The organism is Leclercia sp. LSNIH1, assembly GCF_002902985.1.
Lineage (GTDB): Bacteria > Pseudomonadota > Gammaproteobacteria > Enterobacterales > Enterobacteriaceae > Enterobacter.
In genome coordinates this window covers 2,063,968-2,090,538 of sequence record NZ_CP026167.1, presented here as the reverse complement: position 1 = coordinate 2,090,538, position 26,571 = coordinate 2,063,968, and the positions used below count along the sequence as shown (strand labels likewise).

Genomic DNA, 26,571 nt, shown 5'->3' with positions numbered 1-26,571 from the left:
GGGATTTTGCCGGAAGTTTTAGCCGCGCAACCGTTTTCCTTGCCTCTCTATCGTGCTATTCTCTTTGGCCTCAAAAGCCGAGAGTTGTGCACCACAGGAGTTTTAAGACGCATGTCTTCCAGCAATAATCCGGCGCGTGTCGCCATCGTGATGGGGTCCAAAAGCGACTGGGCTACCATGCAGTTCGCCGCCGAAATCTTTGACATCCTGAACGTTCCTCACCACGTTGAAGTGGTCTCCGCGCACCGCACTCCCGATAAGCTGTTCAGCTTCGCCGAAGGCGCAGAAGAGAATGGCTATCAGGTGATTATTGCCGGTGCAGGTGGCGCCGCGCATCTGCCCGGTATGATTGCCGCCAAAACCCTGGTGCCGGTGCTCGGCGTCCCGGTTCAGAGCGCAGCCCTGAGCGGTGTCGACAGCCTCTACTCCATCGTGCAGATGCCGCGCGGCATTCCGGTAGGGACGCTGGCGATTGGTAAAGCAGGCGCAGCTAACGCCGCGCTGCTGGCCGCTCAGATCCTGGCCACTCATGATAAAGAACTGCATCAGCGCCTGGTCGCGTGGCGTACCGCCCAGACCGACGAGGTCCTGGAGAACCCGGACCCGCGAGGTGCGGCATGAAGCAGGTTTGCGTCCTTGGTAACGGCCAGTTAGGCCGTATGCTGCGCCAGGCTGGTGAACCGCTGGGGATCGCCGTCTGGCCGGTCGGGCTGGACGATGAGCCTGAAGCCGTGCCGTTTCAGCAGAGCGTCATCACCGCAGAAATCGAACGCTGGCCGGAAACGCCGTTAACCCGCGAGCTGGCTCGTCACAACGCCTTCGTTAACCGCGACGTCTTCCCGATTATTGCTGACCGTCTTACGCAAAAGCAGCTGTTCGACGATCTGCATCTCGCTACCGCGCCGTGGCAGCTGCTGAGTGAAAAAAGCCAGTGGCCGGGTGTGTTTGACGCGCTGGGTGAACTGGCGATCGTCAAGCGTCGCGTGGGCGGCTACGATGGCCGTGGCCAGTGGCGTCTGCGCGCCGGGGAAACCGACCAGCTGCCGGACGAGTGCTACGGCGAATGCATCGTTGAGCAGGGCATTAATTTCAGCGATGAAGTGTCGCTGGTGGGTGCCCGCGCCCACGACGGCAGCACGGTCTTTTATCCCCTGACCCATAACCTGCATCAGGACGGGATCCTGCGCACCAGCGTGGTCTTCCCGCAGGCCAACGCAGCGCAACAAGCGCAGGCAGAAAGCATGCTCTCTGCCATCATGCAGGCGCTGGGCTACGTGGGCGTAATGGCGATGGAGTGCTTCGTCACGCCAGAAGGTCTGCTGATCAACGAGCTGGCGCCCCGCGTCCACAACAGCGGCCACTGGACGCAAAACGGCGCCTCCATTAGCCAGTTTGAGCTGCATCTGCGCGCCATTACCCGGTTGCCGATGCCGCAGCCGGTGGTCAATAGCCCGTCGGTGATGATCAACCTGATCGGTACCGATCTGAACGATGACTGGCTGAAGCTGCCGCTGGTGCATCTGCACTGGTACGACAAAGAGGTGCGCCCGGGTCGTAAGGTCGGCCATCTCAACCTGAATGACAGCGATATCCCTCGCCTTTGCGCAACGCTTGAAGCAATTGTCCCTCTGCTGCCGCCGGAGTACGCCAGCGGGATTGCCTGGGCGCAGTCAACGCTCAGCTAAGCCTCACCGCCGGGGAGTTGACCTTCCCCTTCCCCGGCGTAAAATCCTGCCCATTGTTGTTTTGAGGGATCCTTATGAACGATGGGACGGACTACCGCGCCATACTTGCTACCGACACGCCATTAATTGACGTGCGTGCCCCCGTGGAATTTGCTCAGGGTGCCATGCCTGCGGCACACAACCTGCCTCTAATGAACGACGACGAACGCGCCGCCGTGGGCACCTGCTATAAACGCCAGGGTCCGGAGGCGGCACTGGCGCTCGGCCACCGTCTGGTAAGCGGTGAGACGCGTGAAGAGCGACTGGAGGCCTGGCGCGCCGCCTGCCTTGCTCACCCGCAGGGCTATCTCTGCTGCGCCCGGGGCGGACAGCGCTCGCATATCGCGCAGGCGTGGCTGAAAGAAGCCGGGGTGGATTACCCGCTGATCGTCGGCGGCTACAAGGCGCTACGCCAGGCGGCTATCCAGGCGACCGTTGAGCAGGCGCAAAAACCCAGCGTGCTGATTGGCGGCTGCACCGGGAGCGGCAAAACGCTGCTGGTGAAGGCGCATCCTGAGGGCGTCGATCTCGAAGGACTGGCGCACCACCGCGGCTCCTCCTTTGGCCGCACGCTGGCCCCGCAGCTTTCCCAGGCCAGTTTTGAAAACCATCTCGCCGTCGAGTTGCTGAAAAAAAACGCTGCGCGCTGGGTGCTGGAAGATGAAGGGCGGATGATTGGCTCCAACCACCTGCCAGAGTGCCTGCGCGACCGCATGGCGCAATCGCCCATTGTGGTGGTTGAGGACCCGTTTGAGGTGCGTCTTGAGCGCCTGCGCGAAGAGTATTTCGAGCAGATGTGGCAGGCCTTTCACGAAGCGCGGGGGGAAGAGGCGGGCTGGCTGGAGTATCGCGATTACCTGTACCACGGCCTGTTTGCCATTCGCCGCCGCCTGGGGTTACAGCGTTATGCCGAATTGACCGCCCTGCTGGACAGCGCTCTGGATGAACAGCAGCGTACCGGCAGTACCGAGGCGCATCTCAGCTGGCTGGCGCCACTGCTCAATGACTATTACGACCCGATGTATCGCTATCAGCTGGAGAAGAAGGCGGAGAAGATTGTCTATCGCGGGACGTATGGGGACGTGGCGGAGTGGCTGAGCCGCTGACAGAACGCCGGGTGGCGCTGCGCTTACCCGGCCTACACCGTTCCAGTACGCGCAGTGCCACCGGAAACAAACCGCACCACATGTAGCCCCGGATCGCTGCGCGCTACCGGGGAACAAACCGCACCGCACGTAGCCCCGGATCGCTGCGCGCTACCGGGGAACAAACCGAACCGCACGTAGCCCCGGATCGCTGCGCGCTACCGGGGAACAAACCGCACCACATGTAGCCCCGGTAAGCGCAGCGCCACCGGGGAACAAACCGCACCATACGTAGCCCCGGATCGCTGCGCGCTACCGGGGAACAAACCGCACCATACGTAGCCCCGGATCGCTGCGCGCTACCGGGGAACAAACCGCACCGCACGTAGCCCCGGATCGCTGCGCGCTACCGGGGAACAGACGACTCAGAAGTCGTAACGCAAACGTACCAGGTTCATATCGCCCAGATCGTCGGTGCTGGAGGTGAATACGTGCTCGTAATCGACGCGGAAGCCGTAGTCCAGTTGGAAGCTGACACCCACGCCGTTGTCGATGCGCTGGTAGTTGCGGCCATTCATGGTCTCAATACGGTCACCCATGAAGTAAGGCTGGATCGATTTCACCGCATACTGACCAATCGGGAATTTATAGCCGGCGAAGTACTCAATACCCCACGCATCACCCGCGAAGTAGTCATTTACCGACACTTTTTTGCTGGTCATAAAGTTCTGATACCAGCCGCCGCCTGCGGAGAAGGTCCAGTTGTCCGGCGTCCAGCTCAGCGCGGTACCGAGGATGTTCTGATCCCAGGTTTTACTGTCGCCATTATCCGGGTTACGCATGTCGGCGCGGGTGTAGTTCCAGGCCGCGCCCCAGGTCAGATCGGTGGTCAGACGATAATCCAGACCCAGTGAACCGCCGCCTTTACGCTTGTAACGGAGGCCGTTGCCCGGCAGATATTCGCTATCTTCGAACAGGTAAGAGGCGTAGAGATCGGCATCGCCGAGGGTTTTCTTGTATTTCAGCATCTGGCGTGAACGGTAAGAGCCGTCGTAGTCACCTTTGATGCCATTACCCGGCGCCTGGCCGATCATGTCGTAGTCCCAGATATCGGTTTTCGCGCCGACCACATCGTAATAGACGCTGTTCTGCTGACCAAAGGTCAGGGTGCCCCAGGTGTCGCTCTTCAGGCCGGTGTAGAGCATGCGGCGGGAGGTGTCGTGCGCGCCGTCGGCGTGGTGGTTGTCCCAGTTAAACTGCGCCGGAATGTTCACCCCCAGCTCGTAGTAGCTGACCCAGCTGATGTCATCAAACAGGTAGTAATCCGCCGCGAAACGGAAGCGGGTACCGCCGTCAAAGCCATTACGCTTATAGCTGTTTTTGCCGTCGTCGCCGGTCATGTTCTGGAACTGAGGACGAATACTGCCGCCAACGGTGAAGTTCAGACGGCTCAGCGGGTTGCCCGCCTGCGGATCTTGTTTAAGAACGGTGATTTCAGCCTGGGATGCAAAAGAGGTCAATGCCACTGCTGCGCCAATAGCCACTGCCAGCGCTTTTTTATTTATAGTCACTGTTTTTCCTTGTTAAACACACTGCCATTTATTTAGCAGGTGAATATTAACCAGGATTTATCTGTCCGTGTTGCCCGGTTTTTAATGTTTTGTGCCGCTAAAATTCAATGATTTATCTTTTTATGCTACTTAGTCATCACGTGCCAGTATAAAAACTGGCACGTGATAGTTCAGGAAAGGAATTAACCGGAGAACTGGCGGAACAGGGCTTTGCCTTTCAGTAAACGCGCCCCCAGCCAGCCGCCGCACAGCGAAAGCAGCACCGCACCGCTCAGGGGCAGGATCGCCCACAGCCGCCAGTCTGGCTCCCACGGGAAGTCAAATACCCGGGTTTGCAGCACCGCCAGCGCAGTTTCGGCACCAATGGCCGCCACCAGGCCAGCCACCAGCCCCAGCAGGGCGAACTCGCTCCACAGCGTGGTGCGCAGCAGCTTTTTACCTGCCCCCAGAGTACGGTAGACCACCAGCTCCTGATGACGCTGGCGCATCCCGACCTGCACCTGGGCCAGCAGCAGCAGCACGCCGCAGATGGTCACCAGCACCACCATCACCTCCAGCGCCCGGCTCACCTGCTCCAGCACCTGCCCGACCTGTTTGAGGATCGCGCCGATATCCAGCAGGCTGATGGTGGGGAACTCGCGGTTAAGCTGGGTGAGCATGCCGTTGCCATTCTCCCAGCGGAAGCTGGTCAGCCAGCTCTGGGGCTGCCCGTCCAGCGCCCCGGGGGGGAAGATAAAGAAGAAGTTAGGCCGCAGACTCTCCCAGTCGACCTTGCGCAGGCTGGTCACTTTCGCGCTGAAATCCTGGGTATCGCCGGTAAAGGTCACCGTATCGCCCAGCGCGACGTTGAGGCGTTTCGCCAGCCCCTCCTCCATCGATACCTCCCCCGCTTTCGGCGGCCAGCTGCCGGCGGTGATCGGATTATGATCCGGGCGCTTATCCTGCCAGGTGAGGTTCAGCTCCCGGTTGAGGGATTCATCTTTATTGCCCTCGGTGGACTGCCCGTTAATCTGGGTCAGGCGCGCCCGCACAATGGGGTAGTAAGACTCCGGGATAATCTGGTGTTCAGCGAGAAACGCTTTCAGGGGCGTTACCTGCTCCGGGGCAATGTTGATCAAAAAGTAGTTCGGGCTTTCTGGTGGAAGCTGCTGTTGCCAGCGATCCAGCAGATCGCCGCGCAGCACCAGCAACAATGCCAGCAGCATGAACGAGAGCGAAAATGCCGACAGCTGGCTGAGGGTCGACCACGGCTGGCGCAGCAGGCGATTCACCGCCAGACGCACCGGCAGCGATTTTACCGTGAGCCCTTTCAGCACACTGAGCAGCATCCAGCCCAGCACACCGCAGAGCAACGCCAGCACGACGGCGCCAGCCAGCACGGCCCACAGCAGCATGCTCCCGCCCATCAGCCAGGCGAGGAGCATCACCACCACGGCCACGATAGCCGGAATGTAATATTTCAGCGGCCAGACGCTGGCCACCACGTCGCGACGCAGAACGCGCAGGGGCTGTGTCGCGAGCAGCAGGCGGTAAGGACGCAGCCCCACCAGCAGCGAAATGACGGTCATCGCCCCGATCGCCCAGAGCCACGGCCAGAGGCTGGCAGGGGGCAGCGCGACGGGCAGCACCGGCTTGAGGAGTACCATCAGCACTTTTTCAAACAGTAGCCCCATCATCCCGCCGGTGACAGCCGAGAGCGTCAGCACCATCAGCCACTGACCGATAATCAGTTTGCGCAGCTGCGCCCTGCCCGCCCCCAACGTTTTGAGGATCGCCACCAGATCGTAGCGGCTGCGGCAGTAGTGGCCCATGGCGACTGCCACCGCCGCCACCGCCAGCAGCAGCGTGAGCAGCGCCGAGAGCAGCAGGAATTGCTGGGAACGCTCCAGCGATTTGCCGAGTGCGCCCTCCTCCTGCTCCATCCCGGACCAGCGGTGCTCCGGCTTCAGCTGCGGCAGGAGCCATTTTTCGTAACGTTCCAGTTGCGCGGGCGTGCCGCCAAACTTAAAGCGCCAGGTGACGCGGCTGCCGGGCTGTACCGCCGCGGTTTTGGCGACATCTGCGGTGTTCATCAGCAGACGCGGCGCCATCTGAAACGGATTGAATCCGGCGTCCGGCTCCTGCACCACCTCCCCGGCGATTTTCAGGGTGGCATCGCCGACATCAATGCTGTCGCCGGTTTTTAAATTCAGCAGCGCCATCAGACGCGACGCCAGCAGCACCGTGCCCGGCGCAGGCTTCAGCCCCGGCGGGTTGGTCTGAAGCTCGCCGTAGAGCGGATAGATATCATCGACCGCCTTCACGCTCGCCAGCTGCGGCGTCCCGGCGGCAAAGGTCATGGTCTGGAAACCGATCTGCTCGCTGACCTTCAGCCCCTGCTTTCTCGCCTCCTCAATCCACGCCTGCGGCACTTCGCGGGAGCTGCGCAGCGTCCGGTCGCCGGCCATAAACTCACGGCTTTGCTGGCTGAGTCCCTTTTCCATCCGATCGCTGACGCTGCCGAGCGCCAGTACGCAGGCCACCGCCAGGCTTAGCGCCAGCCAGACAATCAGCAGCGAAGGGGAGCGCCATTCGCGCCAGAACCAGCGGGCAATCATGCTTCCTCCTGCAGTTCGCCATTGACCAGGCGCAGGCGGCGATCGCAGCGGGCGGCCAGCTGCGGATCGTGGGTGACGAGGATCAGCGTCGTGCCGTGTTCACGGTTCAGCGAAAAGAGCAGATCGGCAATTTTGTCTCCGGTCTGGCGATCGAGGTTACCGGTGGGTTCGTCGGCAAACAGCACATCCGGGCGACCGTTAAACGCCCTGGCCAGCGCTACGCGCTGCTGCTCGCCGCCGGAGAGCTGCGCCGGAAGGTGATCGAGGCGTTTCCCCAGCCCCAGCTGTTGCAGCAGCGCGCTGGCGCTCTCCCGGCTCTGGGTGGTGTTCTCACCGCGCAGCAGCCCCGGCAGCTCGACGTTCTCCAGCGCGTTAAGGGTTGGAATCAACATAAATGACTGGAACACAAAGCCAATGTGCTTTGCCCGCAGGGCGGCGCGCGCCTCTTCATCGAGCTTATGCAAGGGTTGCCCGACCAGGTTGACCTCACCGCTGCTGCCGTCATCCAGACCGGCGAGGATCGCCAGCAGCGTGGATTTGCCGGAGCCCGATTCTCCAATCAGGGCGATGCTCTGCCCGCGTTTGACAATGAGTTCAACTCCGGTGAGGATGGAAAGCTCGTGCTCACCCTGACCCACGGACTTCTTAAGATGATGAACTTCAACAATGTTTTCCGCTGGCATTTGCCCTTCCTGTTTTTGATGCTGTTCTCATTTCGCGCCGCGGCTGCGGACACGCTATTAATTCTGGGTGACAGTCTGAGCGCTGGCTACCGGATGGCGGCCAGTGCCGCCTGGCCTGCGCTGCTGAATGATAAATGGCAGAGCAAAACGTCGGTTGTTAACGGCAGCATTAGCGGGGACACCTCCCAGCAAGGTCTCTCCCGTCTGCCGGCCCTGCTGAAACAGCACCAGCCGCGCTGGGTGCTGGTGGAGCTTGGCGGCAATGACGGCCTGCGCGGTTTCCAGCCACAGCAGACCGAGCAAACCCTGCGCAAAATTCTGCAGGATATCCGCGCCGCGAACGCCCAGCCGTTGCTGATGCAAATTCGACTGCCTGCCAACTATGGTCGTCGGTATAATGAAGCCTTTAGCGCGATATATCCGAAGCTTGCTAAAGAGTTCGATATTCCGCTGCTGCCCTTTTTTATGGAAGAGGTTTACCTGAAACCGCAGTGGATGCAGGACGACGGTATTCACCCCAATCGGGACGCCCAACCGTTTATCGCCGACTGGATGGCAACCCGGTTGGCTCCATTAGTTAAACATGACTCGTAATTCAACGGAGATCCTGACAGGTAAAGTTATGCAAAAATCGGTCTTAATTACAGGATGTTCCAGTGGCATTGGCCTGGAAAGCGCCCTTGAGCTGAAGCGTCAGGGGTTCTGGGTGCTGGCCGCCTGCCGTAAACCGGAAGACGTTGAACGGATGAACGGCATGGGTTTAACCGGCGTACAGCTGGATCTGGATTGTACCGACAGCATTGAGCGCGCCGCCGATGAGGTGATCGCCCTGACCGGCAATCGTCTGTACGGGCTGTTTAATAATGCCGGTTTCGGCGTTTACGGCCCGCTACAGAGCGTTACCCGCCAGCAGCTTGAAGCGCAATTCTCCGCCAACTTTTTTGGCGTTCATCAGCTGACCATGCGCCTGCTGCCGGCCATGCTGCCACACGGCGAAGGCCGGATTGTGATGACCTCCTCGGTGATGGGGCTTATCTCTACTCCGGGCCGCGGGGCTTACGCCGCCAGCAAATATGCGCTGGAAGCCTGGTCTGATGCCCTGCGCATGGAGCTTCGCCACAGCGGCATTAAGGTGAGCCTGATTGAACCGGGCCCTATCCGCACCCGCTTTACCGACAATGTCAATCAAACCCAGGCCGACAAGCCGGTGGAAAACCCCGGTATCGCCGCCCGTTTTACCCTGGGGCCGGAGGCGGTGGTCGCCAAAGTGCGCCATGCTTTTGAGAGCAAAAACCCCAAGCTGCGTTATCCGGTCACGCTGGTGACCCATGCCGTCGGCCTGCTGAAGCGCCTGCTGCCTGGCCGGATGATGGACAAATTTTTACAGGGTTGAGTTGAAGCCTCGCGCCACGCCCCCATGTAAACAGAAACTCATAATTGGGATAGCCGCATGTCCGTACAGAATATTGTCAACATTACCGAAGCCAACCTGCACCAGACCCTTGAACAGTCGATGACCAAACCGGTGCTGTTCTACTTCTGGTCTGAACGTAGTCAGCACTGTCTGGAGCTGACGCCGGTGCTCGAGAAGCTGGCAGCCCAGTACAACGGTCAGTTTATCCTGGCGAAGCTGGACTGCGACGCCGAGCAGATGATTGCCTCCCAGTTTGGCCTGCGCGCCATTCCTACGGTTTATCTGTTCCAGAACGGTCAGCCGGTGGATGGCTTCCAGGGCCCGCAGCCGGAAGAGGCGATCCGCGCCCTGCTGGATAAAGTGCTGCCGCGCGAAGAGGAGCTGAAAGCGCAGCAGGCGGCAGCGTTGATGGCCGAAGGCAAACATGACGAAGCCCTGCCGCTGTTGAAAGAGGCGTGGCAGCTCTCCGGTCAAAATAGTGAAATCGGCCTGCTGCTGGCGGAAACGCAAATTATCTTAAAGCGTTCTGAAGAGGCCGAAGTGGTGCTCAAAACGATCCCATTGCAGGATCAGGATACCCGCTACCAGGGGCTGGTGGCGCAAATTGAACTGCTGAAGCAGGCGGCGGATACGCCGGAAATCCAGCAGCTGCAACAGCAGGTTGCCGACACCCCTGACGACGCGGTACTGGCGAGCCAGCTGGCGCTGCAGCTGCATCAGGTAGGTCGTAACGAAGAGGCGCTGGAACTGCTGTTCAGCCATCTTAAAAAGGATCTGGCTGCGGCAGACGGCCAGGCGCGCAAAATGTTCCAGGAAATTCTGGCCGCCCTCGGGACGGGTGATTCACTGGCTTCGACCTATCGCCGTAAACTTTACGCTCTGCTGTACTGATTCTGCCAGCTGGCCGGTCAGTGCCGCCACGAACACTCTGTCAGCCGCCGTTATGGCGGCTTTTTTATCTCTGCCGATAGCGTTTGTTTAGTCTTCCTGATGTTTAATTTTGAGAAAATGTTAACCAGACTTTAACGATGTAAAATATAGCCTTCCCTATGTCCACGTTTCTGAACGAATAGCCCGTCTGGAGTAACGTTTATCTTCCATTTGTGATCGTGGCAAAACGCCCACACACGCTGCCATTAGCCAGCTTTATCAGGATGATGTTAAACTTTTTCGTTATGAAAAGGGCACGCTAATAACTATAGGAAGTATGCGGCATGGCACATATCTTTTATGAGTTCACCTCTCTCAAGCCGGGTGTTCCTGATGTAGAAACATTAATGCAAGTCATCCACTCATCGGCAGAGACCAGCTTCGTTATTGGACCGGAAGTCGTTGATTTCGTCAAAAAAGCGCTGATCGTCAACACCACCATCGTCAGCTTTAAAAACTGCAAATTTGCTTTCGACAACGGCACGCATTTCATTGAATTTGATGGCAAAGGTAAGTCGAAGCGTTACAACGAGGTTCCGCACTGGTTTGTCTCCCCGGCCGATTTCTCTCGCTCGCAGTGGCTGATCAACCATAAGCTGTCGGATGTGATGGCGACGACGTTTATCGATGTGCTGATGTCTTACCCGCTGAAAGAGCGCCGTGCCCACTGCAATCTGCTGTTTGGTTTAGACTTGCATAAGACAGGTATCGTGCCGTCCAGCACGCCTGCGGCAAGCAAAATCGGCAATAAAAACGGTAAAACCACAAAACCGAAAATTATCGAACTGGGCTCCTTTGAACTGTTCAGCCAGTTCTTTGACCGCCTGAAAAGCGCCGTGGCGGAAGATCGCTTCCCGACCCTGCAGGTGCTGACGGGGATCGACGATCTGTCGAAAGCGCCAAATAACCTTAAACAGGGTATCCGCACCTGGTTTAAAGCGATCACCGGCGATCTGCCACCGAATAATAAGCGCGTCGAAGCGGGTAACGCCGGTCTGTTCTGTGCCCCGGTGCGCGAGCAGCTGCAGCAGATAGAAGCGATGGGCCTGGAAAAATATTATGCGGGACTGTCGCGGGCGATCGTTGACGCGGGCGAACAGTATATCGCTGACTTCTCTTACACTACCTCCAGCGCCTGATCTTCTCTGATAACGGAAAACACGCGTTGCCCTGCTATTTTTAGCGGGGCTTTTTTCTGTCTGAATCCAGCCCGGCTCGTTGATTTGGCGGGAATTTACCCCTGTTTGCCGGTATACTTATGCGCAACAAACGAACAGTTTTAATCGCAACATGGAATACAAAACAGGAGGTTTTACATGTTCATCGTCATCCCTATTTTAATCTTCGTGGCGCTGGTGATCGTCGCCGCCGGCGTCAAAATCGTTCCGCAGGGCTACCAGTGGACGGTGGAACGTTTTGGTCGATATACCACGACGCTGCAGCCGGGCTTAAGCCTGGTCGTGCCGTTTATGGACCGCATTGGCCGCAAAATCAATATGATGGAGCAGGTCCTCGATATTCCGTCTCAGGAGGTTATCTCCCGGGATAACGCCAATGTCACCATCGATGCGGTCTGCTTTATTCAGGTGATTGACGCGCCGAAAGCGGCTTACGAGGTCAGCAACCTTGAGTTAGCCATCATAAACCTCACGATGACGAATATTCGAACCGTGCTGGGTTCAATGGAGCTGGACGAAATGCTCTCCCAGCGCGACAGCATCAATACCCGCCTGCTGCACATCGTCGATGAAGCCACCAACCCCTGGGGTATTAAAGTTACGCGTATTGAGATCCGCGACGTGCGCCCGCCAGCAGAGTTGATCACCTCCATGAACGCCCAGATGAAGGCCGAGCGAACCAAGCGCGCCTACATTCTGGAGGCCGAGGGGGTACGTCAGGCGGAGATCCTGAAGGCTGAAGGGGAAAAACAGTCGCAGATCCTGAAAGCTGAAGGCGAACGCCAGTCGGCCTTCTTACAGGCTGAAGCCCGTGAACGTTCGGCGGAAGCTGAAGCCCGCGCCACGAAAATGGTTTCGGAAGCTATCGCAGCCGGGGATATCCAGGCGGTTAACTACTTTGTGGCGCAGAAGTACACCGAGGCGCTGCAGGCTATAGGCTCGGCGGATAACAGCAAGGTGGTGATGATGCCGCTGGATGCCAGCAGCCTGATGGGTTCGATCGGCGGGATCGCGGAACTGATTAAAAACAGCGGCAACGAGCGCAAATGATGATCGAGATGATTGCTGCACATCCGCACGTTTTCTGGCTTAGCCTCGGCGGCCTGCTGCTGGCGGCAGAGATGCTCGGCGGCAACGGCTATCTGCTGTGGAGCGGCGTGGCGGCCGTTATCACCGGGCTGCTGGTGTGGATCTTACCGTTCGACTGGGCATGGCAGGGGGTGCTGTTTGCCCTGCTGACCCTGATTGCCGCCTGGCTCTGGTGGCGCTGGCTCTCAAGGCAGGTGCGCGCCCAGAAGCCCGCCGATGCCCGGCTCAACCAGCGAGGAAAACAGCTGGTGGGGATGCAGTTTACCCTGGACACCGCCCTGGTTAACGGGCGCGGTCATATGCGTGTCGGCGACAGTTCGTGGCCAGTTGTGGCCGACGAGGATTTAAGCGTCGGCACCAAAGTTGAGGTGGTGGCCGTAGAGGGTATTACCCTTCGCGTCCGGGCCCTTTCCCGATAAGAACAGGAATAGCATGATGGTCAGGAAGACAACGCTGGCACTCAGCGTTAGCGCCTTACTGGCAAGCGCCGCTCCGGCATTTGCCTCATTTGATATGGAAGACTGCAACTGGAGCGATGAGCACTGTCTGCTGAAAGGCGACCCGGTGCTGACGCCCGGTAACGACTCCCGCGATAACCTGCTGCGCCTGCTGAGCGAAGCCAAATCCTTTGCCCTGCCCGTGCAGTCGATGCCTGTGGATATCACCCGCTCCCGGGATTTCTATTTTGCTTACCACCCGGAGTGGGATGACCCGGAAGATCCGGTCACCCCAGCCGCGGACAAACCCGCTGAAGAGAGCCTTCTCAATCAGCAGCTGGCCGCATTGCAGCTCGGGGCCGTCGACACCCGGCAGGACAGCGAGCAGGAAAACCGCTTCGTCTCGAACAGTGCCGAGAGCCTCAGCCAGTTTTTTGCCGCGCTGCTGGCCGACGACGCGCTGACGGCGGAGCAGCGCCATGTCCTGGGGCAGGCGCGTCTGGGGCTTTACTCCGGCGCAACCGATGAGCAGATCTCCGCCTCCCTGACGACCCTTCCTGCCCACTCTTCTGCCCTGCTGTATCAAACTTATCTGACCGGGGCGGCCCGTTTTTATGCCGGAGATTACGAGGAGGCGGAACGGGCGTTTACCTCGCTTGTCGACAGCGATCGTCCGTGGCTGGCAGAGACCGCGGGCTATATGCTGATGCGCACGGCGCTGAACAAAAGCAGCCAGAACAGCACCGGAGAGTATGGCGATTTTGATATCGACCGCATCGACCGTCCGGCCGCTGAACAGGCGCAGAAAGCGGCCCAGGCTTACCTCCAGCGCTGGCCGGAGGGGCGTTACGCCGATTCGGCGCGCGGTATGCTGCGCCGCATCAACTGGTATCTGCAGGCGTGGCCGCAGCTGGCAGGGCTATACGAGCAGCGGTTCCAGCAGGCTGAGAATGCTGAGGCGCTGCGCGGCCTGGTGACCGAATACGATAATGTCTACGGCATGCAGTTCTACGGTCGTGCCGTGCGGGAAGCCTTCCCCGACGCGCCGCAGGTCAGCTATATCGAACTGCTGCGCGCCCTTCGCCTGAACAGCGACGAGAAACCGACCCTGACGCAGGACGATCTCAACAGCAGCAAACCGGCGTTTGAACAGAGCGGCAAGCTGGCGCTGTGGCGCAATTTACAGTTGAACCTGTGGCAGGCGACGAATAACCCTGCCGCCATCCTTCAGGCCGTTAAACCGGCAGAAAGACTCCCGGCGCACGACATTGTCGCCTTCAGCGAGCAGGTACTGTACGGCGACGCGCTGATGGCGCAAACGCAGTGGCCTGAGGCGCGTGATTTCTGGCTTAAGCTGCTGAAACTCAGCCAGGATGCTGAACAGCAGCAGTACGTGCAGTCCAGACTGGCGGCCACCCTGGTCTATAGCGGTAATCCAGAGGCGATCTTTGCCGCGGATAGCGCCATCACCAGCCTGCGTTATCGCTCCCGGGTGCTGAAAGCGGTAGCCTCGCCTGAGCGGTTACGTCAGCAGGCCAGTCAGGGACCCAACAATGAAGAGCGGACCATTGCGCTGCATACCCTGCTGGTGCGCGATTTAACGGAGAACCGCTTTAGCGACTGGTTAAATGACAGAAAGCTCGCCAGCGCGATAACCTCGCCAGTCATTGGCAAAGCGTTTGACGATGTTAACCTGAGCGTATTTGACTGGAACGGCGATGCCGCCGAAGCCGGTTACGTCTGTCGAAGCCTGGACCAAACGGTGCAGGTGCTCAGCCAGAACGCCGCAGATGCCCATGCCCTGAACTGTCTGGGCGAGTTTTTCCGCACAACCAATACCCATGTCGATCTGTGGAAAGAGAGTGCGGGCAACGGTCTGCTGGAGGCGGCCATCCACCGCAAAGAACCCTACGGGCAGTTCGACAGACAGGCTTACTACCAGCAGGTCATCACCTCACCAAAGGCAGAACATGAAGATAAGAGCTATGCGCTCTATCGGGCCATCATGTGCTACGCCCCATCCGGCTATAACGAATGTGGCGGAACCGATGTGGACAAAGCCCAGCGCAAAGGCTGGTTCTCGCAGTTAAAAACGCAGTATCCGGGCAGTCCGTGGGCGCAAAAACTCAAATACTACTGGTAGCCGCGCTGCTGGCCGGAGAGGCGCAGGCGGCAGAAATCGTTACCGCCCACGAGCATCCGGCCTTCTGGCTCTGGTCAGGGGTGAAGGCCAGCGACGCACTGAAAGAGGCGCAAACGGTCTATCTCCATCAGGGCGAAGTGCTGGCCCAGCCCGATGAGGTGGTGTTTCAGCGCCTCGGCCTGCCGGTCAGTCGCCTGGCCTTTCCCTCCATCTGGCTGACCGTGCGCTTTACCACCCTGGAGGTGCCGCCGACCATCGTGCCGAGAATTGTCCGCCTGATGCAGCGCTGGCAGGCCGCAGGGAATCAGGTCGTGGGGTTACAGATCGATTTTGATGCCGCTACCCACCAGCTGGCAGACTACGCGCGCTTTTTGCGTACACTTCGCCAGCAGCTGCCGCCGGAGTTTGCGCTGGGGGTGACCGGGCTACTGGACTGGGCGAAAACCGGCGATGTCGCCACGCTGAATAGCCTGGCAGTGGATGAGCTGGTGATCCAGAGCTATCAGGGCCGCCACACGGTAGACAATTATCAGGCCTATCTACCCGCGCTTGCCCGGCTGCGCATTCCCTTCAAGCTCGGGCTGGTACAAAACGGCCAGCGGGATGTGCAGGCCGAAGCGCAACTGCAAAAATCTCCCTGGTATCGCGGGACGGTGGTGTTTATGCTCAACCCGGCCCGGCGTTAAGCCTTCACCTTACGGTGACAGCAGCCGGAGAGATTATCGATGATCGGGCAGTCGGCGCTCTCATCCCCCGGGCAGCTCTCGGCCAGGGCCAGCAGCCGATCGCGCATCGCCTGTAGTTCTACAATATGCCGCTCAATTTCAGCCACCTTATCCAGCGTCCGGCTTTTTACATCGGCGCTGTGGCGGGCTTGATCGTTAAACAGCGTCACCAGATCCCCGCACTCATCCAGATTGAACCCTACCTGACGCGCCTGGCGCAGCAGCGTGAGTTCATCAAGGTGCTTTTGCGTATAGCTCCGGTAGCCGTTCTCACTGCGCAGCGGCGGTGTCACCAGCCCTTTCTCTTCGTAAAAACGAATCGCTTTGCTGGTTAAGCCAGTTTTTTTGGCAACATCACTGATATTCATGTTTCCCCCTTGACCTTCCCCTTGATGGAAGGTTTAACCTTGATAACAGTTAGATGAAAGTGTCTCTCCGGTCAATATCTGGCTGGAGATTTATAAGGAGCTAATTATGTCTCAAACCATCGATCTGACACTGGACGGCCTCTCCTGCGGCCACTGTGTCAAACGCGTTAAAGAGAGTCTGGAGCAACGCCCGGACGTTGAGCATGCAGAAGTGACCATTGAGCACGCGGTCGTTACCGGCAGCGCCAGCGCCGATGCCCTGATCGACACCATCAAACAGGCCGGGTACGGTGCGGCGTTAAGCCACCCAAAGGCTGATCCGCTGACAGCGTCAACAACTCCGTCGGAAGCACTGACAGCGGACCCCTCTGAGCTTCCGGCAGCTCACGACAGTGATGACAGCCAACAGCTGTTGATCAACGGCATGAGCTGCGCCAGCTGCGTCACCCGGGTGCAGGATGCCCTGCAGGCGGTTCCGGGTGTGGCACAGGCACGGGTCAATCTGGCGGAACGCACTGCGCTGGTGATGGGCAGTGCTTCCGCCGCTGATTTAGTGCAGGCCGTTGAGAAAGCGGGCTACGGCGCCGAAGCGATTGAGGATGACATCGAACGGCGGGCGCGCCAGCAGGAGACGGCCATCGCCACCATGAAACGTTTTCGCTGGCAGGCGATTGTCGCCCTGCTGGTAGGTATCCCGGTGATGGGCTGGGGTATGCTCGGCGACAACATGATGGTCACCGACGATAACCGCACGCTGTGGCTGGCGATCGGCGTGCTCACCCTCGGGGTGATGATCGTCGCCGGCGGCCACTTTTATACCAGCGCCTGGAAGAGCCTGAAAAACCGCACCGCCACCATGGACACGCTGGTGGCGCTGGGTACCGGCGCGGCGTGGCTCTACTCGATGAGCGTAAACCTCTGGCCACAGTGGTTCCCGATGGAAGCGCGCCATCTCTACTATGAAGCCAGCGCCATGATCATCGGCCTGATCAACTTAGGCCATATGCTGGAGGCGCGGGCCCGGCAGCGTTCGTCGAAAGCGCTGGAAAGATTACTCGATTTAACACCGCCCACCGCCCGGGTGGTAACGGAGAGCGGCGAACAAAGCGTGCCGCTGGCAGAGGTTGAAGCAGGCATGATCCTGCGCCTGACCACCGGGGATCGCGTCCCGGTGGACGGGGAGATCACCCAGGGCGAAGCCTGGTTTGACGAGGCGATGCTCACCGGCGAGCCGGTACCGCAGCAGAAAAGCGACGGGGAGAGCGTTCATGCCGGTACTGTCGTGCAGGATGGCAGCGTGCTGTTCCGCGCCAGCGCCGTCGGCAGTCACACCACGCTGTCGCGCATTATTCGGATGGTGCGCCAGGCCCAGAGCAGCAAACCGGAGATCGGCAAGCTGGCGGATAAAATCTCTGCCATTTTCGTGCCGGTGGTGGTGGGTATCGCCCTGTTCAGCGCCGCTATCTGGTACTTTTTTGGCCCCGCGCCGCAGATTGTTTACACCCTGGTGATCGCCACCACGGTGCTGATTATCGCCTGCCCTTGCGCCCTGGGGCTGGCGACGCCGATGTCGATTATCTCCGGCGTCGGACGTGCCGCGGAGTCGGGCGTGCTGGTGCGCGACGCCGACGCCCTGCAACGCGCCAGCACTCTGGATACGCTGGTCTTTGATAAAACCGGCACCCTGACCGAAGGTAAACCGCAGGTGGTTGCCGTCCATACCCTGGGTGGGATCGACGAAGCTGCCGCCCTCAATCTGGCAGGCGCACTTGAGCAGGGCTCCAGCCACCCGCTGGCGCGGGCGATTCTGGATAAAGCGGAGCGCGCGCTCGCCCAGGTAGATAACTTCCGCACCCTGCGTGGCCTTGGCGTCAGCGGCGAGGTGGACAACCGCACCCTGCTGCTCGGTAATCAGGCGCTGCTTGCGGAAAATGGCATTGATACCAGCGCGCTGGATGAATATCTGCACACCTGGGCCACCAGGGGCGCAACGCCGGTGTTGCTGGCGATTGACGGGCGGGCCGCGGCGCTGTTTGCCATCCGCGATCCGCTGCGCGCAGACAGCGTGACCGCACTGCAACGCCTGCACCGGGAGGGTTATCGTCTGGTGATGTTGACCGGCGATAACGCCACTACCGCACAGGCTATCGCCAGGGAAGCTGGCATTGATGAGGTGATTGCGGGCGTCCTGCCGGATGGCAAGGCGGAGGCGATTATCAAACTGCAGAAGCAGGGGCGCCGGGTGGCGATGGTTGGCGACGGCATCAACGATGCCCCGGCGCTGGCACAGGCCGATGTCGGAATTGCCATGGGCGGCGGCAGCGATGTCGCTATCGAAACGGCGGCGATAACCCTGATGCGCCACAGTCTGACCGGCGTGGCCGACGCGCTCGCCATCTCGAAAGCGACGCTGCGCAACATGAAGCAGAATTTGCTGGGGGCCTTTATCTACAACGCCTTCGGTATTCCTGTCGCCGCCGGGATCTTATGGCCGCTGACCGGCACGCTGCTGAACCCGGTAGTGGCGGGTGCCGCCATGGCCCTCTCCTCTATTACCGTGGTCAGCAACGCCAACCGCCTGTTGCGCTTTAAACCTAAAGCCTGAGGTGGTCGCAGGACAAGGACGTCTTGCGCCACTCCTCCCCACGCGCTAGCATGAATTTTTCATCAGGGAGCGCGTATGGGTCTGTTTCAACGTCTGAAAGCATCGTTTCGCGCCCTCTTCCCCCGCCGCTATCGCTGGCCTGGTCTTGATATCACCCTTCCCGGCGGACAGCATCTGCATCTGGTCGGCAGTATCCATATGGGTACGCGGGATATGTCTCCCCTGCCCGATGGCCTGGTTACCCGCTTGCATCATGCCGACGCGCTGATCGTCGAAGCGGATATCTCCGGGGATGAGTCGCCCTTCGCAGGACTTGCGATCCCGCCTCCGCTGGCGGAGCGTATCAGCCCGACCCAGCTTACGGAACTGCAACGGGTCGCCGGGGAGCTTGGATTATCGCTTAATCAGCTTGAGAGCCAGCCGCTGTGGCAGATCGCTATGGTGTTGCAGGCTACCCAGGCGCAGCGGTTAGGGCTGCGGGGAGATTACGGCATCGATTACCAATTGCTGAATGCCGCGCGCACGCAGAACCTACCGGTCATTGAGCTGGAAGGGGCGGCCAGCCAGATCGCCCTGCTGCGCCAGATGCCAGACGACGGTTTGCTGCTGCTGGAAGATACCCTGACTCACTGGCACACCAATGCCCGCCTGCTGCAAACCATGGTGAGCTGGTGGCTGGATTCCCCCCCTGTCGTCGACAAGCTGGCGCTTCCGGCGACCTTCAGCGAGTCGCTGTATGATGTGCTGATGCATGAGCGTAATCAGGCGTGGTGCGAAAAGCTGCACGCGTTGCCGGCTGGGCGGTATGTGGTGGCGGTGGGGGCGTTGCATCTGTACGGCGAGGGGAATTTGCCGTCGCTGCTGAGATAAAAAAGTGGCCAATATTTCTATTGGCCCGTCAAAGAGGAATTTCATCATTGTTATTATGCCGGAGGAGACCTCCGGTTCAGCAGATTGTCGCTCAAAGTGACCATCACTGCCAACACTATTGCGCAAGATGGTGCTATTTTTTAGCCGCTTTTGAGGCGTATTCTTAAGGCGTTTATTGTCCGGGCTAAGAAGGATTGCTATGACTCCCGCCGTTAAATTACTCGAAAAAAACAAGATTCCGTTTCGGATCCACAGCTATGACCACGATCCGGCTGAAACCAATTTTGGTGATGAAGTGGTGCGTAAACTGGGTCTGAATGCGGATCAGGTCTATAAAACGTTGCTGGTCGCGGTGAATGGCGATATGAAACACCTCGCCGTGGCGGTGACGCCGGTTGCCAGTCAGCTGGATCTGAAGAAAGTGGCCAAAGCGCTGGGCGCCAAAAAGGTGGATATGGCCGACCCGATGGTGGCGCAACGCACCACGGGGTATCTGGTGGGGGGAATTAGCCCGCTGGGGCAGAAGAAGCGCCTGCCGACGCTGATTGATGCACCTTCACAGGCGTTTGAGACGATCTATATTTCCGGCGGCAAGCGCGGGATGGATATTGAACTGGCGGCGAGCGATCTGGCGAAAATGCTGGATGCGCAGTTTGCGGATATCGCGCGTCGGGATTAAAAAAACGCCGGGTGGCGCTGCGCTTACCCGGCCTACAAAACCAAAAAACCGTTAAAACCGTTAAAACCGTTCGAACCGTAGGCCGGGTAAGGCGAAGCCGCCACCCGGCACTGACGGCGCTTACTGCCAGCTCACTTCACCCTGCGGTTCATACGCATTCACATCCAGCGGTGAGTTCTGCTGGATATACTGCTTCAGCACCTCGGCATCAATAAAGCCGGTATTCACATAGCCTGGTTTGTCGTCGATATGCGGATAACCATCGCCGCCGGTGGCGTTAAAGCTCAGGGTCGCCATACGGTAGGTTTTCGCCGGATCAACCGGTTCACCCTTGATCTTCAGGTCGTTGAGCACCCCACCTTTCGCCACAAAGCTCACGTTGGCAAACTGCGGATAGGCACCGGAGTCCGGTTTCATCTGCGCCACCGCGGTGAGATAGTCGGTAACCTCTTTACCGCTCATATCGACATAGACCAGCACGTTGCCGAACGGCTGCACCTTGAGGACATCTTTATAGGTGATATCGCCGCCCTCAATGGAGTCGCGGATGCCGCCGCCGCTCATCACCGCAAAATCGGCATTGGTGCGCGCCATCTGGGCGGCCAGGATCAGATGGCCCATATTGGTCTGCACGAAGCGCACCTTGCTGCGATCGCCTTCCAGTCTGCCATTGAGCGTACCGATCTTCACATCCAGCTGCGCTTTACCTTTATTCTGGAACGGCGTCAGCAGGGAGAGCATCTGTGGGTTTTCCGCAATTTCTGGCGTATAGAGAACGCGCTCGCTCTGGCCATTATCGTAGGTCACCTTCTTCTTCAGGTTGACCGGGATGAGCTGGTAGTGAACCAGCTTCATCTCGCCGTTACGGAATTCGAAATCGGCCCGGCCCACATATTTGCCCCACTCGTGCGCCTGCACAATCCAGATCCCGTTCTGCTTATCGGGCGCGCACGGCGTGCCTGGCACATAGTCCACCTGCTTTTTATTTTCCGAGGCCATGCAGACCGGATCCTGGGAGTGCCCCCCCACGATCATCGCCAGGGAGCCCGCCGGCAGGCTACGCGCCATCTCGACATCCCCTGGCGCGTTCGAGCCGTGCTCGCCATTATCGTAATGACCCATATGGGTAGTGGCGATAATCACGTCCGGCTTTTCGTTCTGCTGCAACTCCTGGATCACCAGCTTCGCTTCGTCAGCCGGCTTACGGAATTCGATATCGGTGAAATATTCCGGGTTGCCGATTTTCGCCGTGTCGTCGGTGGTCAGCCCCACCACCGCAATTTTAATATCCTGGCGTTTGAAAATGGCCCAGGGTTTAAATAAGCGTTCGCCGGTGCTTTTCTGATAAATATTGGCGGAGAGGAACGGAAATTTGGCCCACTTCTCCTGCTGGCGTAATACTTCGATGGGATTATCAAACTCATGGTTGCCCACGGCCATCGCATCGTAGCCAATCAAATTCATGCCGCGAAAATCGGGTTCCGCGTCCTGTAAATCTGATTCCGGCACGCCGGTATTAATGTCGCCGCCGGAGAGGAGCAGCACGCTGCCGCCTTTTGCCGCCACCTCTTTACGGATCCCATCCACCAGCGTTTTCTGTGCCGAAAGGCCATATTCGCCATATTCGCTGCGCCAGAAGTGGCCGTGGTGATCGTTGGTATGCAGGATGGTGATGTTATAGGTTTTATCTTTTTCCCAGGCCTGGGCCGGCAGGCTGATCAGCCCACACGCCGCAATGATTGCCAGCGCGACGCCTCGCTTCATTAACTTCATTTCTTCACTCCCTGATGCATAGACAAACGCAAAAATTACAATGAGTAATCAGAATAGACAAATATGTTTTCAGAATTGCGACTTTCCTCAAATGTCGGGGAAAGGTATGTTAGGCGGATAATAATTACATCCTGCACTTCCTATAACAATCGACGTGGTATTTATGGCAATCAGTGAATCTACTCCACCGGTGTCGGCTGCTAAGGCTCGCACCTCATTTGGTATTCTTGGCGCAATCAGTCTTTCGCATCTGCTGAACGATATGATCCAGTCGCTTATTCTGGCGATCTACCCCTTATTGCAGTCCGAGTTCTCTCTTACCTTCGTGCAGATCGGCATGATCACCCTCACCTTCCAGCTGGCGTCGTCGCTGCTACAACCGGTGGTGGGCTACTGGACGGACAAATACCCGATGCCGTGGTCGCTGCCCATTGGTATGTGCTTTACCCTGAGCGGCCTGATCCTGCTGGCGATGGCCGGGAGCTTTGAAGGGGTACTGGTGGCAGCCGCGCTGGTGGGCACCGGCTCGTCGGTATTTCACCCGGAGTCGTCCCGCGTGGCACGTATGGCCTCCGGTGGCCGTCACGGGCTGGCGCAGTCGCTGTTCCAGGTGGGCGGTAACTTCGGCAGCTCCCTCGGCCCGCTGTTGGCCGCGGTAATTATTGCCCCCTATGGAAAAGGAAACGTGGCCTGGTTTGTGCTGGCTGCGCTGCTGGCGATTGTGGTGCTGGCGCAAATCAGCCGCTGGTACGCCGCCCAGCACCGGGTTAATAAGGGCAAACCAAAAGCGCCGGTTATCAATCCCCTTCCCCGTAACAAGGTTATTCTGGCGGTCGGCATTCTGCTGATGCTGATTTTCTCCAAATATTTCTATATGGCGAGCATCAGCAGCTATTACACCTTTTACCTGATGGAAAAATTCGGATTATCGGTACAAAACGCCCAGTTTCATCTCTTCGCCTTCCTGTTCGCCGTTGCCGCCGGGACCGTAATTGGTGGGCCATTGGGTGACAAAATCGGGCGTAAATATGTGATTTGGGGCTCTATCCTTGGCGTTGCGCCCTTCACGCTTATTTTGCCCTACGCAACCCTGTGGTGGACGGGTATTTTAACCGTGATCATTGGTTTTATCCTCGCCTCTGCGTTTTCTGCCATTCTGGTCTATGCCCAGGAGCTGCTTCCGGGGCGTATCGGCATGGTTTCCGGGCTGTTTTTTGGTTTTGCTTTTGGCATGGGTGGCCTTGGTGCAGCGGTATTAGGCTTGATTGCAGACCATACCAGCATCTTCCTGGTCTACAAAATCTGCGCTTTCCTGCCGCTTCTCGGGATGTTGACTATATTCCTGCCTGATAACCGGCATAACGCCTGATTTATTGGCGGTCAAACTTCCGGTTTGGCCGCGCCCTCTCCTTATACCATCAGCCTTTCTTTACTTTCCTTCTGAAAATTCCCCGCCCAGGCTTCCGTTTCTCCTTTATTGCTGTTTTTACCAAAATTCAATGATTATTCATAAACGTAATCATTAATTTTGTCATAAACTATTACACAGCTTTTTGGTTTCCCGACCAAAAATGGCGTCATACAGCAACGAAAGGAGACGGAATGCACCACGCCACACCGCTTATCACCACCATTGTTGGTGGACTTGTACTCGCTTTTATTCTCGGCATGATTGCCAACAAACTGCGTATTTCCCCTCTGGTGGGCTATTTATTGGCGGGCGTGTTAGCCGGACCTTTTACCCCAGGTTTTGTTGCTGATACGAAACTCGCCCCGGAGCTGGCAGAGCTTGGCGTGATCCTGCTGATGTTCGGTGTGGGTTTGCATTTCTCCCTGAAGGATTTGATGGCGGTAAAGTCCATCGCCATTCCCGGCGCGATCGCCCAGATAGCCGTGGCGACGTTGTTGGGTATGGCGCTTTCCGCGGTGCTGGGCTGGCCGCTGATGACCGGCATCGTGTTTGGGCTCTGTCTTTCTACCGCCAGTACCGTGGTACTGCTGCGCGCGCTTGAAGAGAGACAGCTGATTGACAGCCAGCGGGGGCAGATCGCCATCGGCTGGCTGATTGTTGAAGATCTGGTGATGGTCTTAACCCTGGTGCTGCTGCCTGCCATCGCCGGCATGCTGGAAAAAGAGAATGTCGGTTTAGCCTCGCTGGCGCTCGATATGAGTATTACCATCGGTAAGGTAGTGGCGTTTATTGCCATTATGATGCTGGTGGGCCGCCGCCTGGTGCCGTGGATCCTCGCCCGTAGCGCAGCGACCGGCTCGCGTGAACTGTTCACCCTCTCGGTGCTGGCGCTGGCGTTGGGTATTGCGTTCGGGGCCGTGGAGCTGTTCGACGTCTCCTTCGCGCTGGGGGCTTTCTTTGCCGGGATGGTGCTGAACGAATCGGAGCTGAGCCACCGTGCCGCCCACGATACCCTGCCCCTGCGCGACGCCTTTGCGGTGCTGTTCTTCGTCTCGGTAGGGATGCTGTTCAATCCGATGATCCTCATTGAACAGCCGCTGGCGGTGCTCGGCACGCTGGCCATCATTATCTTCGGTAAGTCACTCGCCGCTTTCTTCCTGGTGCGCATGTTCGGCCACTCGCCGCGTACCGCGCTGACTATTGCCGCCAGTCTCGCCCAGATTGGTGAATTTGCCTTTATTCTCGCCGGGCTGGGCATGGCGCTGGATCTGCTGCCGCAGGCCGGGCAAAACCTGGTGCTGGCGGGGGCGATCCTCTCAATTATGCTGAACCCGATACTGTTCGCGCTGCTGGAAAAATACCTCGATAAAACCGAAATCCTGGACGATCAGACGCTGGAAGAGGCCATTGAGGATGAGAAGCAGATCCCGGTGGATATCTGTAACCACGCCCTGCTGGTGGGTTTTGGCCGCGTCGGCAGCCTGCTGGGTGAGAAGCTGATGGCCCAGGGCATTCCGCTGGTGGTGATTGAAAACTCCCGTACCCGCGTGGATGAGTTGCGCGCACGCGGGATCCGGGCGGTGCTGGGGAATGCGGCGAACGAAGAGATCATGAATCTGGCGCATCTGGACTGCGCGCGCTGGCTGCTGCTGACCATTCCCAACGGCTATGAAGCGGGTGAGATTGTCGCCTCGGCGCGCGAAAAGTGTCCGGATATTGAAATTATTGCCCGCGCCCATTACGACGACGAGGTGGATTACATCACCGAGCGTGGCGCGAATCAGGTGGTGATGGGTGAGCGTGAAATTGCCAATACGATGCTGGCGCTGCTGGATAAGGCGCCGGTGATGGGGTAAAAAAAAAGCCTGCTGGCGCTTCGCTTAGCAGGCCTGGACGTCGCCCCGGCAAGCGCAGCGCTGCCGGGGAATGGACTTATCTGTCCCAGTAGGACTCTTCCAGACTGTCTTCCCGCTCCGGCAGGCCGCGCGTTAAGCGCGGTGAGTGCTGGTTCAACACCTGATAACTCACGCGGTTTGCGTACTTACATACCTGCGCCAGCGACGAATAGGTCAGCCAGTTAAACTTGTGTTTGCTGGAGTTCGGCACGTTGGTACGGTGGAACGCGTTGGCAGTGATATCGTGCAGCAGCGCCGCCAGCGCGCCGTCGCCTGCGCCGTTGGTGTTCATGATCTTCTCCGGGCCACCCATGTACGGGGCGATATGCGAGAAGATACGCAGCGGATTTACGCAGTCCTTATGGCGCATGGCGCGGCTGAATTCAAACTGGTTGAACTCGGCAATCGCCCCCGGCAACAGCGGATGCTGGGTCTTGCGTTTTGCCTCTTCTTCGGTGAAGCCAGCCATATACAATCCTACCGGCCCGGCGGTGCAGAGCACCAGATCGACCCAGTCCAGCGCTTTATCGGATGCCAGCAGCGGATCGCTCTCCCCGGTCAGGGCTTCGGCCTCTTCTTCGTTCATCGCCAGAATCGAGACGTGCTCCTTCAGGAACGCCTGCCACCACTCCGGGTTATCGGCGATGACAAATTTGGTGCCCAGGGTAAGGACCACCGGCACGTTGTATTTCTTCGCGTATTCCACGGCCTTCATGGTCGCTTCCGGCATCGGCTCACCGGGCTTGCAGCGCACCAGATAGGAGGTCAGCACCAGTGCCGATGCCCCGGCGATCACCTCTTCAGGAATGCTGTCGGCGCGCAGCTGGTTCATATGGCCAGGGCTGATGGCGAAGGTCCGCTCGCCGGATTCACCGATCAGCGTAAAACAGCGGCCAATCGCCCCGTCCACGCCCTGGAGGTAGTTCAGATCGGTCCGGCTGGAGGTGTTGCAGAGATAACGGTAGGCGTAACTGCCGATTTCGACATTGCTGCACATCACGCCCAGCAGCACGGAGCGGTCGTCCGCCAGCACGGAGTAGTTGTGCATGGTGTTGCCGATGGTCCCCCCGGCAAACTGATGGGTGATCAGGTTATCCCGCACCAGCTCCTGATAGAGCGCTTCCGCTACATCGTCTTCAATCACCAGAGAGTGCCCGGCGCTCAGGCCGTAACGTTCGACAAACGCATCGTCCACTTTTGCTTCAATATCCACCAGCGTCTGGTCGATACCCACCACCCAGGCGGCACTGGACTCATTTTCCGGCTGAATTTGCTGCAGCAGCGGATCGCGGGCGTTAACGGGAAAGTAGTGTTTGGATTTACGTTTACCGGGAAATTTCATGTTCTGAGCTATGAGTGACGGATGGGCCGGGAATGGTAGCACAAACCCGGCG

The 26,571-nt window shown here is 58.7% G+C and carries 22 protein-coding genes; 16 read left to right on the top strand and 6 right to left on the bottom strand.

The window, feature by feature from the left end:
• The first annotated feature begins 111 nt into the window (after positions 1-111).
• The 3 genes from purE to mnmH all read left to right on the top strand — a co-directional run bounded on the left by purE (position 112) and on the right by mnmH (position 2,830).
• A complete protein-coding gene (gene purE, locus C2U54_RS10305; protein ID WP_032616904.1) occupies positions 112-621 on the top strand; it encodes a 5-(carboxyamino)imidazole ribonucleotide mutase in 510 nt (169 codons plus the stop codon).
• Positions 618-1,685 carry a 5-(carboxyamino)imidazole ribonucleotide synthase gene (gene purK / locus C2U54_RS10300; RefSeq protein ID WP_103178535.1) on the top strand — a complete coding sequence of 356 codons (1,068 nt, stop codon included), beginning with the start codon at positions 618-620 and terminating at the stop codon, positions 1,683-1,685. The genes purE and purK overlap by 4 nt, the downstream gene beginning before the upstream one ends.
• A gap of 74 nt (positions 1,686-1,759) precedes the next feature.
• Positions 1,760-2,830, top strand: a complete 1,071-nt coding sequence (mnmH, locus tag C2U54_RS10295) for a tRNA 2-selenouridine(34) synthase MnmH (RefSeq protein WP_103178534.1) — start codon at positions 1,760-1,762, stop codon at positions 2,828-2,830.
• A 404-nt stretch (positions 2,831-3,234) separates the two neighbouring features.
• On the opposite strand, the gene C2U54_RS10290 is transcribed toward mnmH, so the two are convergent.
• From C2U54_RS10290 to ybbA, 3 genes are all read right to left on the bottom strand, one after another.
• The gene (locus C2U54_RS10290) at positions 3,235-4,380 is read right to left on the bottom strand and encodes a porin (protein WP_103178533.1); all 1,146 of its coding nucleotides are present in this window, start codon (positions 4,378-4,380) and stop codon (positions 3,235-3,237) included.
• Positions 4,381-4,562: 182 nt separating this feature from the next.
• Positions 4,563-6,977: a putative ABC transporter permease subunit YbbP gene (ybbP, locus tag C2U54_RS10285; protein WP_103178532.1), complete on the bottom strand. Its 2,415-nt coding sequence runs from the start codon at positions 6,975-6,977 to the stop codon at positions 4,563-4,565.
• Positions 6,974-7,660 carry a putative ABC transporter ATP-binding protein YbbA gene (gene ybbA, locus C2U54_RS10280; RefSeq protein ID WP_103178531.1) on the bottom strand — a complete coding sequence of 229 codons (687 nt, stop codon included), beginning with the start codon at positions 7,658-7,660 and terminating at the stop codon, positions 6,974-6,976. The genes ybbP and ybbA overlap by 4 nt, the downstream gene beginning before the upstream one ends.
• Between ybbA and tesA the strand changes: the two genes are divergently transcribed.
• From tesA to C2U54_RS10240, 8 genes are all read left to right on the top strand, one after another.
• Positions 7,631-8,254, top strand: a complete 624-nt coding sequence (gene tesA, locus C2U54_RS10275; protein ID WP_103178530.1) for a multifunctional acyl-CoA thioesterase I/protease I/lysophospholipase L1 — start codon at positions 7,631-7,633, stop codon at positions 8,252-8,254. The genes ybbA and tesA overlap by 30 nt on opposite strands.
• Complete coding sequence (locus C2U54_RS10270) at positions 8,244-9,053, top strand: SDR family oxidoreductase (RefSeq protein WP_103178529.1); 810 nt, start codon at positions 8,244-8,246, stop codon at positions 9,051-9,053. Before tesA ends, C2U54_RS10270 begins: the two co-directional genes overlap by 11 nt.
• Positions 9,054-9,110: 57 nt before the next feature.
• Positions 9,111-9,965, top strand: coding sequence for a co-chaperone YbbN (locus C2U54_RS10265; protein ID WP_103178528.1), 855 nt, complete (start codon positions 9,111-9,113; stop codon positions 9,963-9,965).
• A gap of 323 nt (positions 9,966-10,288) precedes the next feature.
• Entirely contained in the window at positions 10,289-11,143 is an 855-nt protein-coding gene (locus tag C2U54_RS10260) for a hypothetical protein (protein WP_103178527.1), read from the top strand.
• A 177-nt stretch (positions 11,144-11,320) separates the two neighbouring features.
• Positions 11,321-12,232 (top strand): SPFH domain-containing protein, encoded by a 912-nt coding sequence (locus C2U54_RS10255; protein ID WP_103178526.1) that lies wholly within the window; start codon positions 11,321-11,323, stop codon positions 12,230-12,232.
• The gene (locus C2U54_RS10250; RefSeq protein WP_103181037.1) at positions 12,232-12,690 is read left to right on the top strand and encodes an NfeD family protein; all 459 of its coding nucleotides are present in this window, start codon (positions 12,232-12,234) and stop codon (positions 12,688-12,690) included. The genes C2U54_RS10255 and C2U54_RS10250 overlap by 1 nt, the downstream gene beginning before the upstream one ends.
• Positions 12,691-12,706: 16 nt before the next feature.
• On the top strand, positions 12,707-14,851 hold the full coding sequence (locus C2U54_RS10245) for a hypothetical protein (protein ID WP_103178525.1): 2,145 nt from the start codon (positions 12,707-12,709) through the stop codon (positions 14,849-14,851).
• Positions 14,821-15,537, top strand: coding sequence for a DUF3142 domain-containing protein (locus tag C2U54_RS10240; RefSeq protein WP_103178524.1), 717 nt, complete (start codon positions 14,821-14,823; stop codon positions 15,535-15,537). Before C2U54_RS10245 ends, C2U54_RS10240 begins: the two co-directional genes overlap by 31 nt.
• Here C2U54_RS10240 and cueR read toward each other — a convergent pair.
• Positions 15,534-15,944, bottom strand: coding sequence for a Cu(I)-responsive transcriptional regulator (cueR, locus tag C2U54_RS10235; RefSeq protein WP_103178523.1), 411 nt, complete (start codon positions 15,942-15,944; stop codon positions 15,534-15,536). The two genes, C2U54_RS10240 and cueR, sit on opposite strands and share 4 nt — an antisense overlap.
• Positions 15,945-16,050: 106 nt before the next feature.
• On the opposite strand from cueR, the gene copA reads away from it, so the two are divergent.
• The 3 genes from copA (at position 16,051) to ybaK (ending at position 20,098) form a co-directional block, all read left to right on the top strand.
• On the top strand, positions 16,051-18,549 hold the full coding sequence (gene copA, locus C2U54_RS10230) for a copper-exporting P-type ATPase CopA (RefSeq protein WP_103178522.1): 2,499 nt from the start codon (positions 16,051-16,053) through the stop codon (positions 18,547-18,549).
• A 75-nt stretch (positions 18,550-18,624) separates the two neighbouring features.
• Positions 18,625-19,419, top strand: a complete 795-nt coding sequence (locus tag C2U54_RS10225; protein ID WP_103178521.1) for a TraB/GumN family protein — start codon at positions 18,625-18,627, stop codon at positions 19,417-19,419.
• Between the two features lie 199 nt (positions 19,420-19,618).
• The gene (ybaK, locus tag C2U54_RS10220; RefSeq protein WP_103178520.1) at positions 19,619-20,098 is read left to right on the top strand and encodes a Cys-tRNA(Pro)/Cys-tRNA(Cys) deacylase YbaK; all 480 of its coding nucleotides are present in this window, start codon (positions 19,619-19,621) and stop codon (positions 20,096-20,098) included.
• A gap of 120 nt (positions 20,099-20,218) precedes the next feature.
• Here the strand turns inward: ybaK and ushA are convergent, their stop codons facing one another.
• Positions 20,219-21,871, bottom strand: coding sequence for a bifunctional UDP-sugar hydrolase/5'-nucleotidase UshA (gene ushA, locus C2U54_RS10215; protein ID WP_103178519.1), 1,653 nt, complete (start codon positions 21,869-21,871; stop codon positions 20,219-20,221).
• Positions 21,872-22,034: 163 nt separating this feature from the next.
• On the opposite strand from ushA, the gene C2U54_RS10210 reads away from it, so the two are divergent.
• Both C2U54_RS10210 and ybaL read left to right on the top strand, forming a co-directional pair.
• A complete protein-coding gene (locus C2U54_RS10210; RefSeq protein WP_103178518.1) occupies positions 22,035-23,240 on the top strand; it encodes an MFS transporter in 1,206 nt (401 codons plus the stop codon).
• Positions 23,241-23,473: 233 nt separating this feature from the next.
• Positions 23,474-25,138 (top strand): YbaL family putative K(+) efflux transporter, encoded by a 1,665-nt coding sequence (gene ybaL / locus C2U54_RS10205; protein ID WP_103178517.1) that lies wholly within the window; start codon positions 23,474-23,476, stop codon positions 25,136-25,138.
• Positions 25,139-25,214: 76 nt separating this feature from the next.
• On the opposite strand, the gene C2U54_RS10200 is transcribed toward ybaL, so the two are convergent.
• Entirely contained in the window at positions 25,215-26,519 is a 1,305-nt protein-coding gene (locus tag C2U54_RS10200) for an inosine/guanosine kinase (protein ID WP_103178516.1), read from the bottom strand.
• Positions 26,520-26,571: the final 52 nt, after the last annotated feature.

Excerpts from the sequence above, each read along its gene's own strand:
- ybaL (WP_103178517.1), top strand. The coding sequence starts at position 23,474 with ATGCACCACGCCACACCGCTTATCACCACCATTGTTGGTGGACTTGTA.
- ybbP (WP_103178532.1), bottom strand. The coding sequence starts at position 6,977 with ATGATTGCCCGCTGGTTCTGGCGCGAATGGCGCTCCCCTTCGCTGCTG.
- ushA (WP_103178519.1), bottom strand. The coding sequence starts at position 21,871 with ATGAAGTTAATGAAGCGAGGCGTCGCGCTGGCAATCATTGCGGCGTGT.
- C2U54_RS10255 (WP_103178526.1), top strand. The coding sequence starts at position 11,321 with ATGTTCATCGTCATCCCTATTTTAATCTTCGTGGCGCTGGTGATCGTC.
- purE (WP_032616904.1), top strand. The coding sequence starts at position 112 with ATGTCTTCCAGCAATAATCCGGCGCGTGTCGCCATCGTGATGGGGTCC.
- C2U54_RS10260 (WP_103178527.1), top strand. The coding sequence starts at position 10,289 with ATGGCACATATCTTTTATGAGTTCACCTCTCTCAAGCCGGGTGTTCCT.
- C2U54_RS10250 (WP_103181037.1), top strand. The coding sequence starts at position 12,232 with ATGATCGAGATGATTGCTGCACATCCGCACGTTTTCTGGCTTAGCCTC.
- ybaK (WP_103178520.1), top strand. The coding sequence starts at position 19,619 with ATGACTCCCGCCGTTAAATTACTCGAAAAAAACAAGATTCCGTTTCGG.
- C2U54_RS10265 (WP_103178528.1), top strand. The coding sequence starts at position 9,111 with ATGTCCGTACAGAATATTGTCAACATTACCGAAGCCAACCTGCACCAG.
- C2U54_RS10245 (WP_103178525.1), top strand. The coding sequence starts at position 12,707 with ATGGTCAGGAAGACAACGCTGGCACTCAGCGTTAGCGCCTTACTGGCA.
- C2U54_RS10225 (WP_103178521.1), top strand. The coding sequence starts at position 18,625 with ATGGGTCTGTTTCAACGTCTGAAAGCATCGTTTCGCGCCCTCTTCCCC.
- C2U54_RS10270 (WP_103178529.1), top strand. The coding sequence starts at position 8,244 with ATGACTCGTAATTCAACGGAGATCCTGACAGGTAAAGTTATGCAAAAA.
- purK (WP_103178535.1), top strand. The coding sequence starts at position 618 with ATGAAGCAGGTTTGCGTCCTTGGTAACGGCCAGTTAGGCCGTATGCTG.
- tesA (WP_103178530.1), top strand. The coding sequence starts at position 7,631 with ATGAACTTCAACAATGTTTTCCGCTGGCATTTGCCCTTCCTGTTTTTG.
- C2U54_RS10200 (WP_103178516.1), bottom strand. The coding sequence starts at position 26,519 with ATGAAATTTCCCGGTAAACGTAAATCCAAACACTACTTTCCCGTTAAC.
- mnmH (WP_103178534.1), top strand. The coding sequence starts at position 1,760 with ATGAACGATGGGACGGACTACCGCGCCATACTTGCTACCGACACGCCA.
- copA (WP_103178522.1), top strand. The coding sequence starts at position 16,051 with ATGTCTCAAACCATCGATCTGACACTGGACGGCCTCTCCTGCGGCCAC.
- cueR (WP_103178523.1), bottom strand. The coding sequence starts at position 15,944 with ATGAATATCAGTGATGTTGCCAAAAAAACTGGCTTAACCAGCAAAGCG.
- ybbA (WP_103178531.1), bottom strand. The coding sequence starts at position 7,660 with ATGCCAGCGGAAAACATTGTTGAAGTTCATCATCTTAAGAAGTCCGTG.
- C2U54_RS10210 (WP_103178518.1), top strand. The coding sequence starts at position 22,035 with ATGGCAATCAGTGAATCTACTCCACCGGTGTCGGCTGCTAAGGCTCGC.